At 70.7% G+C, this 11576-nt stretch carries 14 protein-coding genes; 6 read left to right on the top strand and 8 right to left on the bottom strand.

The genetic code is table 11. The annotated features are described in order from the left end of the window. Positions 1–48 precede the first annotated feature (48 nt). The 4 genes from hemC to T328_RS20105 form a co-directional block, all read right to left on the bottom strand. The gene (gene hemC, locus T328_RS20120; RefSeq protein ID WP_496497479.1) at positions 49–1029 is read right to left on the bottom strand and encodes a hydroxymethylbilane synthase; all 981 of its coding nucleotides are present in this window, start codon (positions 1027–1029) and stop codon (positions 49–51) included. A gap of 30 nt (positions 1030–1059) precedes the next feature. Further along, a complete protein-coding gene (locus tag T328_RS20115; protein WP_496497478.1) occupies positions 1060–1509 on the bottom strand; it encodes an NUDIX domain-containing protein in 450 nt (149 codons plus the stop codon). Positions 1510–1661: 152 nt separating this feature from the next. Beyond that, entirely contained in the window at positions 1662–2411 is a 750-nt protein-coding gene (locus T328_RS20110; protein ID WP_496497477.1) for a hypothetical protein, read from the bottom strand. A gap of 300 nt (positions 2412–2711) precedes the next feature. Further along, entirely contained in the window at positions 2712–3443 is a 732-nt protein-coding gene (locus tag T328_RS20105; RefSeq protein ID WP_496497476.1) for a GntR family transcriptional regulator, read from the bottom strand. Between the two features lie 548 nt (positions 3444–3991). Here T328_RS20105 and T328_RS20100 point away from each other — a divergent pair. Next, positions 3992–4492 carry a DUF3515 domain-containing protein gene (locus T328_RS20100; RefSeq protein WP_496497475.1) on the top strand — a complete coding sequence of 167 codons (501 nt, stop codon included), beginning with the start codon at positions 3992–3994 and terminating at the stop codon, positions 4490–4492. A 14-nt stretch (positions 4493–4506) separates the two neighbouring features. Here T328_RS20100 and T328_RS20095 read toward each other — a convergent pair whose 3' ends face one another. Continuing rightward, positions 4507–5052, bottom strand: a complete 546-nt coding sequence (locus T328_RS20095) for a hypothetical protein (RefSeq protein WP_496497474.1) — start codon at positions 5050–5052, stop codon at positions 4507–4509. Between the two features lie 38 nt (positions 5053–5090). After that, complete coding sequence (locus T328_RS20090) at positions 5091–6041, bottom strand: NADP-dependent oxidoreductase (protein ID WP_496497473.1); 951 nt, start codon at positions 6039–6041, stop codon at positions 5091–5093. 83 nt (positions 6042–6124) lie between these two features. Between T328_RS20090 and T328_RS20085 the strand changes: the two genes are divergently transcribed. Then, entirely contained in the window at positions 6125–6697 is a 573-nt protein-coding gene (locus tag T328_RS20085) for a TetR/AcrR family transcriptional regulator (protein ID WP_496497472.1), read from the top strand. A 140-nt stretch (positions 6698–6837) separates the two neighbouring features. Here T328_RS20085 and T328_RS20080 read toward each other — a convergent pair whose 3' ends face one another. Both T328_RS20080 and T328_RS20075 read right to left on the bottom strand, forming a co-directional pair. Then, positions 6838–7515, bottom strand: a complete 678-nt coding sequence (locus T328_RS20080; RefSeq protein WP_496497471.1) for a GntR family transcriptional regulator — start codon at positions 7513–7515, stop codon at positions 6838–6840. Further along, positions 7512–8039 (bottom strand): peptide deformylase, encoded by a 528-nt coding sequence (locus T328_RS20075; protein WP_496497470.1) that lies wholly within the window; start codon positions 8037–8039, stop codon positions 7512–7514. The genes T328_RS20080 and T328_RS20075 overlap by 4 nt, the downstream gene beginning before the upstream one ends. Before the next feature lie 24 nt (positions 8040–8063). Here T328_RS20075 and T328_RS20070 point away from each other — a divergent pair, with 24 nt between their 5' ends. The 4 genes from T328_RS20070 to T328_RS20055 all read left to right on the top strand — a co-directional run bounded on the left by T328_RS20070 (position 8064) and on the right by T328_RS20055 (position 11562). Continuing rightward, complete coding sequence (locus tag T328_RS20070) at positions 8064–9035, top strand: threonine ammonia-lyase (RefSeq protein WP_496497469.1); 972 nt, start codon at positions 8064–8066, stop codon at positions 9033–9035. A 121-nt stretch (positions 9036–9156) separates the two neighbouring features. Further along, a complete protein-coding gene (locus tag T328_RS20065; protein WP_496497468.1) occupies positions 9157–10248 on the top strand; it encodes an exonuclease/endonuclease/phosphatase family protein in 1092 nt (363 codons plus the stop codon). Next, entirely contained in the window at positions 10245–11180 is a 936-nt protein-coding gene (locus tag T328_RS20060; RefSeq protein WP_496497467.1) for a DUF6772 family protein, read from the top strand. Before T328_RS20065 ends, T328_RS20060 begins: the two co-directional genes overlap by 4 nt. Positions 11181–11187: 7 nt before the next feature. Beyond that, positions 11188–11562 carry a hypothetical protein gene (locus tag T328_RS20055; RefSeq protein WP_496497466.1) on the top strand — a complete coding sequence of 125 codons (375 nt, stop codon included), beginning with the start codon at positions 11188–11190 and terminating at the stop codon, positions 11560–11562. The last annotated feature ends 14 nt before the right edge of the window (positions 11563–11576 follow it).

The raw sequence follows: 11576 nt of genomic DNA, 5'->3' as shown, positions 1-11576 counted from the left end.
CACGTACGCGCCCCGGGTGTTCGCCTGCTGTGCGGAGCTGGAGGATGGTTAGTGGGGAATGCCTTCGATGATGTCGCGGGCGCCCTGGCGTAGGAGTTCGGCGCAGACCCGGGAGCCGAGGACGGCCGGGTCGTTCAGGGACTCGCCCCAGAAGTGGGCGTGGACGAACTTCGAGCCGTCCCGTGAGAACACCATCCCGCGCAGGGAGAGCTGTCCGTCGGGTTCGGTGATGCAGTGGCCGGCGATCGGGCTGTTGCAGTGTCCGCGCAGGCCGTGGAGCATGACGCGCTCGGCGGTGATCTCGGTCATGGTGCGCTCGTGGTTGAGCTGCTGCAGCAGATGGGCGACCTCGTCGTCGTCCTGCCGGCATTCGAGGCCGAGTGCCCCCGCCCCGACCGCCGGCAGCATCTCGCCGGCCTCGAACACCTGCCGCGCCCGGTCGGCCAGGTCGAGGCGTTCGAGACCTGCGCGCGCGAGGATCATCGCGTCGAGTTTGTGGTCCATCGGCTTGCGGCCGTCGAGCTTGTCCAGGCGCGTGCCGACCAGGCCGCGGACCCGTACGACGTTGAGGTCCGGCCGTACCCGGCTGATCTGCGCCTTGCGGCGCACGGCCGAGGTGGCGACTGCGGCGCCCGGCGGGAGATCGGCGAGCGTCTGGACGTCGGAGCCCTCGGGTACGACGAGGACGTCGCGTACGTCGTCGCGCGGGAGGTAGGCGGCGAAGACCAGGCCGCGGGGCATGGGCACGTCGCCGGGGACGTCCTTGATGCAGTGCACGGCCATGTCCACCTGCCCGCGCTGAAGCATCTGGTCGATCTCGCGGACGAACAGGCCCTTCCCGCCGAGTTGGGCGAGGTCGCCCTGCCACTTGTCGGCCTCGGTCGTCACCGGCACGACCTCGATGGAGAGGTCGGGCACGATCTTGCGGAGCAGGCCCGACACCTGCTCCACCTGGACCAGCGCGAGCGGCGAGTTGCGGGTGCCGATGCGCAGGGTCCGGTCGGTGGGGAAGACGGCGGCGGTGTTCATGCGGTGGGGGTCCTCTCGGGCTTCCTGGTCTCAAGGTAGAGGGTGCGGCCGTGGCCCTGGCCCTGGTGTGGGTCGGGGAGCCGGGCGGCGATCTGCGGGTGCAGCAGCCTGCGCACGCCGGCGAACGGGCTCCATGCGCCAGGCCGCCAGTTCCGCGCGCTGCAAGGTGACCCCGGCGATGTCATCGGGGGTGAGTGCGGTTGCGTTGAAGACGAACGCGAGGCGGTCGCGGCGGCCGGGACTGCGGGCCTGGATCCAGTCGACGGCCAGCAGTCCGCCGGGCTGGACGTCGAGCCCGAGTTCTTCGCGGACCTCGCGGCGCGGGGCCTCGCGCGGCGATTCCCCGGTCTCGACGATGCCGCCGGGTAACTGCCAGGTGTGGGCCCATCCGACCGGGCGTACGAGCAGCACATGGCCGTGGCGGTCGGCCAGCAGCACGGCCGCGGTGACCGGGTAGCACGGGACGGCGGATAACGCCATCGGGCACTCCTTCCTTGTCGGTGATGTCGCCCCGCGTGCCGGGGTGAGCGGCAGGCGGGGCGCTCCGTGTCCAGGCCGGGTGCAGCTCCGAGCCCGGCTCCGGGGCCCCGCCCCTGGCCCCGCGGACGGGTAAGAGGGCCAGGGGCGGGAGATCATAAGTGGTCAGGATGCTGGCGGATCAGCTCCTTGATCTCCCTCACGCGGGCCTGGTCGCCATCCATGCGGGCGCGGCCCAAGGGCTGAAGCAGGGCCATGCACCCTTTGCACGTGAGATGCAGGCACACGTCTTGCACGTCTTCCTCTGGCTCGGGCTCGACGGTGCAGCCGTTCAGTTCGCGCGTCAGGTGGGCCGCGAGCACCCAGGGCATCTTCGGGTCGTCATACGGCAGGGTGACCGCCTTGACGGGCACCGCGAGGGCGCCGTCCGGGCGGTAGAGCATGCCGTGCACCCCGTCGATGTCCGCATGCCGCACCCGGACCGTCACGACTCCCTCTCGGCGCAGATGCGGGCACCACGCTGGTGACTTCCCGGCGTGCTCGGCGCACACCGGAGGGTGGGCGGTCACCGCCCCCTCAGGCCAGCCTGGCACCTGGTCGCGGCGATCCTCCAGCAGCCACAGCACCCCCCGCTCGTCCTCGGGGGCCGGCACGCCGCAGACCTGGCACAGGAGCCGCTGCATCGCGCGGCGCTGCCGCTGGGGGTGGACGTAGCCGAGGCGGGGACGGCCGACACCGCGGCGCAGAGGCCGGCGCGCCCAGAGCACGCCCATGGTGTCGCGGTCCTGGACGTGCTCGTCGGGGTAGGCGATGCCACGAGGGCCGCGGATCACCACGGGCTCGGCCGGGCGATCCTCGCCGGTCCAGGCGGTTACGTACGGCACTGGAGGCCGGGCGGCGGTCATGGGCGCCTCTTCGGGCAGCACCGGGGACACTCGCAAGGTGGCCACGCGCTAATCCAGATCGGCGTCTTGGGTTCGGGGACCTTATGCTCGCGTACTTTGACCGTTCGCTCCCCTGTCGCGACGTTCAGGGTGTAGACCTGGATCGTCGTCGGCATGGCGCAGCACCTCCTTGCAACGCTCCGTGCCGAGCGGCACTTGCGAGATACCTGCATGGTCTACTGGTTGACTAGTCAGGTCAAGCCGTGTCGCATGAAGAAACCCCCGTCGTGTGACGGGGGTTGACGAGGATCGTCCGGGTGGCTACGTCTCCATCGAATACTCCTCCGTGCGGGCCCAGCGCCCGCCGGGGCTGATGCCGACCTCGTACGTCAGCGGTCGGCCCTCGGAGCAGTAGGCGTGATGCCGGGACTCCGCCACAGCGGTCGGAGCTTCCAGGTGCAGCAGCTCCAACTCCTCGTCGCTCGCCAGGCGCGCAGTCCACATGTCGCGACCGGTATGCGGCCGGCGGCCGGTCTGCATCTCCACGTAGCGCGTGGTGCCTTCGCGGATCCGCTCACGCAGGAGCAGGCGGGGCGCCGCCTCGGCGACCTCGGCGGTGAACCAGCTCGTTGACGTAGCGGTGGGCGCCTCACCCTCGAAGGTCACACGCTGCCTGCGCGCGACCTGGTCGCCGGGCTCGACCCCGAGAGCGGTGGCGACGTCCTCGGGCGCCGGGACCATCTCGGCGGCCACGATCTCCGCGTATTCGCCCGCCGTGTAGATGTTCCCCGTCTCGACCGAGGTCCGGTAGCGCTCGGCGGCCGTGCGCGCCAGCGGGGCGCGTTCCTTGACCTTCGAGCCCGCGCCCTGCCGGGTCTCGATCAAGCCCTCCTGCCTGAGCAGGTCGAGCGCCTTGGTCACGGTGCCGCGGGCCACCTTCCAGCGTGCGGTCAGGTCGTGCTCGGAGGGGAGCGCGTCGCCGGGGCTCAGCTCGCCGCGGACGATGCGCCCGCGGAGGTCGCCCGCGATCTGGTCGTACTTCGGTAGTGCCATCGTTCGCGTCCCCACTTGACTAGTCAGCTGGTCCAGTAGTCATCGTGGCCGCATGGCGGACCGATGGTCAAGGGATGACCCGCGTAGAACATGGAGGCGCCCCGGAACGCGAAAAGGCCCCCGCCGACGACCTGAGGTTGTACGGCGGGGGCGGGTCGCCCGCTCCTGGCGGACATCCTCTTCATGGCGGTTGGAGTGCTCAACGAGCACAGCCAGGCTCCCTTTGATGTCGGCCATGTCGGTGCGCAGCTCGCCCCGGAGGGCGGCGAACTGGACCACGAAGGACTCCGCCGGGTTCGGGGCGATAGGGATGAGGGTCGGCCGGTCGGGGGCGGCGCGATGGCGGCCCGGGGCGGGCAGTAAGCGACTCACAAGAGGCTTGACGAGCCTGGCGATACAGTGCGGCATGTCTACGACTGGAGTACCAGACGACCTCCTCCTGTGCATTGGGGAGTTCATGGCGGCCTATCACGCATCATGATCCATCAACCCAGCTTCTGGGCGTCACCCGCAGATCATGCATACGCAGCCCCACCTACACTTGGCTTGTGAAAAGGTCGTGCTACCGGCTCTTCGGCTTACCTGTCGCCGGCGTACTGCTCATCGCTGTCGGGTGCTCCTCAAGCGATGGCAGTGCTGCTGTGACAGTCCCCAGTCCGCAGGCAGCGGTCACGAAGCTGTGCCGGAGTCTGGACAAGGCACTGCCCAGGACGGTGGACGGACTGGACCGCCGGGATCCCGCGCCTGCCTCCACACTGACCGCGGGCTGGGGAGACCCGACGGTCATCCTGCGCTGCGGCGTCCCGCGGCCACCGAAGATGACCGACCCCAAGGTCTCCCAGGGCAAAGACCCCGATGCGGTAGCCGGCGAGGTAAACGGCGTGGGCTGGCTGATGGAGAAGCAGGGCAAGGGCGCGCACCGCTTCACCACTGCCAACCGCGAAGGGTACGTCGAGATCCAGGTGCCTGTAGACCGGGACAGCTCTGCTGTTCTGATCGATCTGGCCACAGTCATCAAGAAGACGGTTCCCGAAGGGATCGCCGACTAGTTAGGGCGTGCAGATCAATAACCAGCCGGGACGGTGGGGGCCACCGATTTCATGTGGGCGAGCCGCCTGGACTCCGGGATGTCGAGGCGGTCGTACGCCACGTCGACCATGAGGTTGTCCTTGCGGACATACAGCCCCCGGGCCCGCGGCTCCATCAGGGCCTCGTCGCCCAGGCCGGTCAGCTCGCGGCCTCCGCTCCGCTCGGACACCTGCCCGAACCAGTGACGCGCTCCCTTCGTCCCGTCGAGGCCGCTGAACGCGCTGGGAGCCATCGCTTCGACGTGGACGTTGAGGCTCCTGTTCGGCGACACCGCTTCGCGCCAGGAGCACCTGCGCATCTCACCACCCGCCGACGCCCCCTCGGACGGCTTGACGCCCGGCAGGAGCCGCGCTCCCTTGGTACGCAGCGCCTTGCAGAGCGGTTCCGCCCGTTCGACTTCGCCCGCGGCGCGCTCCGGTGCCTCCGGCAGTTCGTCGTCGTCCAGCGGTACGTCGGTGGCTTCGAGGATCTCCCCGGCCGCCGCCAGCGCGGCGGCCTCCGCGTCCTTCGTCGACGACACGCGGTACGTGGTCTCGCTTTACCAGGCTGGCAGGGCGATCACAGGACGAGGATGAGCTTGCCGCCGGGTCGGCGGGATTGGCTGAGTTCGGCCGCTTCCTGGATCTCGTCGAGTGTGTAGGTGCGGGCGACCGATACGACCAGGATGCCTTCGCCGGCGAGCCGGGCGAACGCGTCCATCTGGTCGTAACGGATCTCGGTGGTGATCCGGACGCCCAGCTCGGCCGCGGCGGCGAAGTCCGAGACGGTGAGGACACGGTTGGGATCCCCGGTCAGCTCGATCAGGGTCGGTAGTGAGCCGCCGGCTGGACTGGGCTGGTCGGCGCGGTCGATCCGGCCCCCTGCCGGCGCCGTGTCCAGGGCGCGGTCGACGCGACCTCTGGCCAGCGCGCTGACGCGTTCGGTCATACCCACGCCGTAGGCGGTCACCTGGGCGCCGATCTCTTCCAGGGCGGCGGCCCGAGTCGGCCCGGCGGTGGCGATCACCCGAATACCCCGGTGCAGCGCGAAGCGCACCGCCGCCTCACCTACGGTGGTGCCCGCGCCGTGGACGAGCAGCAGCTCACCCGGCTGGACGCCGAGGTCGTCGAGTGCGCGCCACGCCGTCTCGGCCGCCATCGGTAGCGCGGCGGCCTGCTCGGCGGTGACGCCGTCGGGGATGCGTGCCCAGGCCGGCATCAGCGCATACTCGGCGGCACCGGCCGTCGGACCGTCGAAGGTGGCCGGGCCGAACACGCGGTCGCCGATCTGGACACCGTCGACGCCCTCGCCGAGCGCGTCGACGGTGCCCGCGACCTCGAGGCCGAGCCCGCGCGGCAGCGGCGGCAGATGGTCGGCGAGGAGACCATCGACAACGTGCCAGTCGGCCGGCGTCAGGCCGCACGCCCGCACGGCGATCCGGATCTGGCCGAGTCCCGGATCCGGCTGTGGGACGTCGCGGAGCACGATCACGTCCGGGGAACCGAACCGGTCGAATTGCAGAGCCTTCATGGCGATCTCCTGGCTGATAACAGCATCTGTTGTCATTGACCGTACCAGCTGATAACAGCTCCTGTTGTCGTACCCTGGTGGGTATGCCGAGATGGGAATCCGACGCACAGGGCCGGCTCGAGCGCGCAGCGCTGGAGCTGTTCGAGACGCAGGGGTTCGAGCGCACCTCGGTCGCGCAGATCGCAGGCGCCGCCGGCCTGAAGGAGCGCTCCTTCTATCGCTACTTCCCCGACAAGCGGGAAGTCCTCTTTGCCGGCAACGAACTTGAGGCCCACCTCGTCGCCCAGGTCGAGGCGACCGACCCGGGCCTCACCCCGATCGAGGCGTTGCTAACCGCGCTGGGAACCGCCGAGGAGATCTTTCGCCCACGCGAGTTCCTGCTGCGCCGGGGAAGAGTGATCGCCGCCAACCCGGCACTGGCCGAGCGCGATCTGATCAAGCTCGCCGACATCGCCGACGCGCTGGCGCCGGCGCTTGAGCGCCGCGGCGTCGAGCCCGGCAAAGCACGCTTCATCATCGACGTGGTGCTGGCGATCCACCGGCGCGCCATGCCCCGCTGGCTAGCCGAGCCGGACACCACCCTCGCCCAGCTCATGGCCCAGGCCGCCGCCGAGCTGCGCGAGGCGGTCACACTGCCAGCTCCGACAGTCCGCTAGGCCGACTGTTACCCGCAGGGTTGGATCTTCGCGCCCGTCGAGGCGCTGGCCCGCCGACTGCATACGGCGCCCCTCAAGGGCCTGGCGGTGGAGCGGGTGACGCGGGCGGCGGAAGCGGACCCCGTCGACGGCCCGGGGATTTAATCCGGGCCGGTGCCGTCGAGCCAGTCGAGGACGGTCTGCATGCCGTCGTGCCAGTGGCGCTCCAGCAGGTCCGCCGCCCGGGCGAACTCGCCCCGGGTGAGCGCCGCCAGGACCTCCCCGTGCGCGAGGTCGACCTCGGCGCGGTGCTCGACCTCGCGCATGTAGGTGAGTTCGTAGCGGGACAGATTCGTCCGTAGCTGGGTGAGCATCCCGAGCAGGTGGCGGTTGCCCGCGGCGGCGGCGATCGTCGTGTGCCACTCGGTGTCGAGCCGCCAGCGGCGTACCGGATCGGTGCACCGCGCGAGTTCCGCGAGGACGGTGTGCAGCCGGTCCGTCGTGGCGCGGTCGATCGAGGTGATCGAGCGGGTGGCGAGCCCTTCGAGGGCCGCCAGGACGGGGTACAGCTCGGCGGCGTCGCGGCGGATGAGGGGGCGGACGGTGAAGCCGCGGGCGAGGGCGGACTGGAGGACGCCTTCCGCCTGGAGGCGGAGGAGCGCTTCGCGTACGGGGGTGCGGGAGACCTGGAGGGTGCGGCTGAGGCCGGCCTCGGTGAGGGGGGCGCCGGGGGCGTACGCGCCCGAGGAGATGAGGTCGACGATGCGGAGGTAGACGGCTTCGCGGAGCGGTTCGGCCCGGGCGATGGGCTCGTGGGTGCCGGCGGGGTGCGGGGTCATGGTTGATACGGGCTTTCGTCGCGGTGGCGGCGCTCGAACTCCGAGCGCATGCACAGGGTGGCGGCCGAGGTCATCCGGTCGACGGCCATGATGCCGTCGAGGTGGTCGATCTCGTGCTGGAGCAGCTCGCCGAGGTCGCCGTCCGCGCGGAGGCTGTGCTGCTCGCCGTCCGGGGACTGGTAGGCCACGTCGACCCACGTCGCCCTGCTGACCTTGCAGAAGAACTGCAGGGAGAAGCTGAGGCAGGCGTCCCACGGTTCCCACGTCGTCTCGGAGCGTCCCACGATCTTGGGGTTGACCAGCGTCCACGGGCCGTCCAGGTGGAGGTGGATCACCCGGCTGGGTACGCCGATCTGCGGGGCGGCGATGCCGCGGCCGTACCCGGTGCGCGCCACCCAGTCGGCGAGGGTGTCCGCGAGGTCGGCGGCGGTTTCCGCGGTCTGTGCCGATCCCGGCTCGGGGACGGCCGCGGCGGGCACGCGCAGGGCGGGGTCGCCGAGTTGGAGAGTCGATCGGATGGCCATCTGTGCATCGTATACGATACGCAGATGGTGAAGCCCTTGCAGGTGCGGAACATCGAGGAAGCGGCCCGGCTCATCGACCCGGTCTTCCGGAACACGCCGTACGTCGAAGACGCCGCCCTGGCCCGCCGGGTGGGCCGGGACCTGGGGCTCAAGCTGGAGACGTACAACCCGATCCGCTCCTTCAAGGGCCGCGGCGCGGACTACTTCATGCGCGAAGTCACCGGCGGCCAGCGGGTGATCTGCGCCTCCGCCGGCAACTTCGGCCAGGGCATCGCCTACGCGGGCCGCGCGCGCGGCATCGCGGTCACCGTCTACTGCGCCCGGGGCGCCAACCCGGTGAAGCTGGCCCGGATGCGCGAACTCGGCGCCGAAGTCGTCCTGGCCGGCGACGACTTCGACGCCGCGAAGGACGCCGCGCGGGCGTACGCGGCCGGCGGCCCCGACCGCCTCTTCGTCGAGGACGGCCACGAGCCCCGCATCTCCGAGGGCGCCGGCACCATCGCGGTCGAACTGGCGCCGCACCTGCCCGGCACGCTCCTCGTCCCGCTCGGCAACGGCGCCCTCATCGGCGGCGTGGGCTGCTGGACCCGGGCCCGCGCCCCGCACACCCGCGTCGTCGGGGTCTGCGCGGCGGGCGCGCCCTCGATGGCGGAGAGCTGGCGCCGGGGTGCGCCGGTCGCCACCCCCGAGGCGCGGACCATCGCCGACGGGGTGGCCGTGCGCGTGCCGGTGCCCTCCGCCGTGGACCGGATGCGGGATCTGGTGGACGACGTCGTGCTCGTCCACGACGAGCAGATTCGGGCGGCGCTCCGGGTCGTCCGGGACACCGTCGGCCTGATCCTGGAGCCCTCCGGCGCCCTCGGTGTCGCCGCGGCGCTCCACCACCGGTTCGAGAGCCGGACCGGGGACCGGACCCTGGCGACGATCGTGACCGGCAGCAACTTCTCCTCCGAACTCCTCGCCGAACTCGTGCGGTCGCCCACGCCGACCGACTGACCCTGTCAGGACCGTTTACATCCCTCCACGGCACGCGTATGTTGCGTATCGCAACGATCACGTTAACGTTCATGTCGAGGCGGGAGCCGGGATGCGTCCAAGATTGCGTGCAATATCCCCCGTGCTGGTGCCCGGCGTCGCCCTCGCGCTGACGCTGCTCGCCGGCACCGCCGCGGGCACCGCCGCCGTCGCCGCCGAGCAGGGCCGCGGAGGGCAACAGGCGGCGGCCGGGCGGGGGGTGGAGGTGCGGGTCGGGACGTACAACGTGTGCGGGCACGGGTGCCTGCCGACCAAGGAGGAGTGCGAGCGGGTCATCGGGCGCGACTGCGCCACCAAGCTCCGGCCGTGGGCCGAGGGGCGGGCCGCGGCGGTCGCCGAGGACATCGACGAGGCCGGGCTCGGGGTCGTCGCCACGCAGGAGATCGGCAACAACGCGACGCCCACGCAACCCGCCGTCGACGTCGAGTCCTTCCGGGCACCGCTGACCGCCGCCCTCGAAGCGCGCGGGTACGCCGAGGCGCCCGCGGACTACGCCGGGACCCGGCACCCGACGCAGGGCTACCCGCTCAAGTCCGGGGCCGGGCGGTTCACGTACTACGACGCCTGGCGCTACTCCCACCTCGACCGGCGCGGGCGCGAGCTGCCGCACGACCTGGTGTGGCTGCCGGACTCGACCGAGATCTACGGCAAGACGATGACCTGGAACGTCCTGCGCGAACGCTGGTCCGGCGCCCGCTTCGTCGTCGTCAACATGCACCTGGAGTACCGCAAGAACGGCGCCACCGACCCCAACGGCTGGACCAAGAACTGGGACGAGGTCCGCTACGCCGACGCCCGGCGCACCGCCGAGGAACTGACCCTCCGCAACAAGCACACCCGCGACCTGCCCCTCGTCTTCGCCGGCGACATGAACTCCAGCGGCTCGGCCGAGGGCGCCAGCGCCATCGACGCCTTCGCCGACGTCGGCTTCGCCGACGCCTTCGCGGTCGCCGACCGCCGCAGCGGCGAGGAGTACAAGTCGTACAACGGCGGCAAGATCCCGCTCCCCCACGGCGAGAAGATCGACAACCTCTTCGTACGGAACGGGACGTGGGTCCGCGAGTGGGTGCAGATCCCGCAGACGACCGAGACGGCCGGAGCCCCGGCCGACCTCCTCCGCTCCGACCACAACCTCTCCTACGCCACCGTCCGCCTCCCGAAAGGACACCGGTGACGACCGCACCGCACCCCGATCCGCGCCTGCTCGACCCGAAGCTGGCGAAGTTCAACCCGCTGCGCCGCATCCTCGTCCACGACGACTTCAACACCGGGACGCACGGGTGGATCGAGCTGATAGGCAACCACGACCAGCACGGTGACCTCGACACCGTCGACGCGCACATGTCGGACTTCCGGCCGCCGCAGCTCAGCTCGTGCAACTTCTTCGACGTGGGCACGCACGGGGCCATGTCCGGCACGTACGCCCTGAAGGTCGCCACCCGGCCGCTCGCCGGCCACACCGGGGTGGCCATCCGGCGGCTGACGATGTCCGGCCGCGGACAGGTGCAGTTCGAGACGTACTTCGCGTACAAGGCGGAGGCCGCTTCGGCGGACAACGGCGCCGCGACCGCCGCCGGCGGCGGGCGGTGGGACGCCAACAACCACCCGTCGGAGCAGCAGTTCGGGGCGCTCACCGTCGCGACCGACATCTGCGACGGCGTGCGCTACCACAACGTCGTGCGGTACCAGAACACCGATCTGGACCACCGCGTACGGCACCGCTGGATGTACCCCACGGTCCCCGAGCCGACGCCCCGCGAGCACTTCGAGGGCAAGGTCAAGCTGGCCCGTACGGCGGACTTCACCGCCCCCGACCCCGCCGACTGGCGGCAGTTCGGCGAGCCGCAGGACCTCTGCTTCAACGAGGTCCCCACCAAGGTCAACTGGCACTACCTGCGCTGGGTCATCGACACGAGCACCCGCAGCAACGTCGAACTCCAGGTCAACGACGTCGTCCACGACATGTCCGACGTGCCCGTCCCGCCCTACGACGAGGAGTACGGGTCGCTGCAGAACCTCCTCAACTTCTACGTCTCCGTCCGCACCCACACCGACGTGCGCAACTTCCTCTATCTCGACTCCGTGCTGATCTCGGTGGGCTGGTGAGCGCCCGATGACCATGCGACAGTCCTTCACCGCCGTCATCGAGCGCAACGCCACGCTGGCGGGCGAGTTCAGCACCGAGCCGTACGAGGCCGCCTGGGCCCGCGAGGCCCGCTGGTTCGTACGCGTCCTCGGTCACTCGGGGCGTGCCCCGCGGATGCTCGTACGCACCCAGATATCGCCGGACGGCCTGCACTGGTGCGATCTCGACGCCGGTACGGAGCAGACCGTCGACCCCGGCGAGGGACCGCTGCACAGCTGGTCCGCGGCGGAGTTCGGCGGCTGGCTGCGGCTGCGCGGCACCGTCGTCGACTCTCCGGCAGCAGACCCCGCGTCCGCGCCCGCGTCCGTCAAAGTACTGATCTACCTGGCACTCAAGTCCTGACCGGAGGTGGCGAG

This window comes from Streptomyces sp. CNX435 (genome assembly GCF_059570575.1).
The sequence above is the reverse complement of the archived record's forward strand: the minus strand, read 5'-3'. Positions and strand labels throughout refer to the sequence as shown.

What these genes read in the sequence shown, in the direction of transcription:
- T328_RS20115 (WP_496497478.1), bottom strand. Translation starts at nt 1,509, where the DNA reads ATGGCGTTATCCGCCGTCCCGTGCTACCCGGTCACCGCGGCCGTGCTG.
- hemC (WP_496497479.1), bottom strand. Translation starts at nt 1,029, where the DNA reads ATGAACACCGCCGCCGTCTTCCCCACCGACCGGACCCTGCGCATCGGC.
- T328_RS20080 (WP_496497471.1), bottom strand. Translation starts at nt 7,515, where the DNA reads ATGACCCCGCACCCCGCCGGCACCCACGAGCCCATCGCCCGGGCCGAA.
- T328_RS20105 (WP_496497476.1), bottom strand. Translation starts at nt 3,443, where the DNA reads ATGGCACTACCGAAGTACGACCAGATCGCGGGCGACCTCCGCGGGCGC.
- T328_RS20085 (WP_496497472.1), top strand. Translation starts at nt 6,125, where the DNA reads ATGCCGAGATGGGAATCCGACGCACAGGGCCGGCTCGAGCGCGCAGCG.
- T328_RS20055 (WP_496497466.1), top strand. Translation starts at nt 11,188, where the DNA reads ATGACCATGCGACAGTCCTTCACCGCCGTCATCGAGCGCAACGCCACG.
- T328_RS20070 (WP_496497469.1), top strand. Translation starts at nt 8,064, where the DNA reads ATGGTGAAGCCCTTGCAGGTGCGGAACATCGAGGAAGCGGCCCGGCTC.
- T328_RS20075 (WP_496497470.1), bottom strand. Translation starts at nt 8,039, where the DNA reads ATGGCCATCCGATCGACTCTCCAACTCGGCGACCCCGCCCTGCGCGTG.
- T328_RS20090 (WP_496497473.1), bottom strand. Translation starts at nt 6,041, where the DNA reads ATGAAGGCTCTGCAATTCGACCGGTTCGGTTCCCCGGACGTGATCGTG.
- T328_RS20110 (WP_496497477.1), bottom strand. Translation starts at nt 2,411, where the DNA reads ATGACCGCCGCCCGGCCTCCAGTGCCGTACGTAACCGCCTGGACCGGC.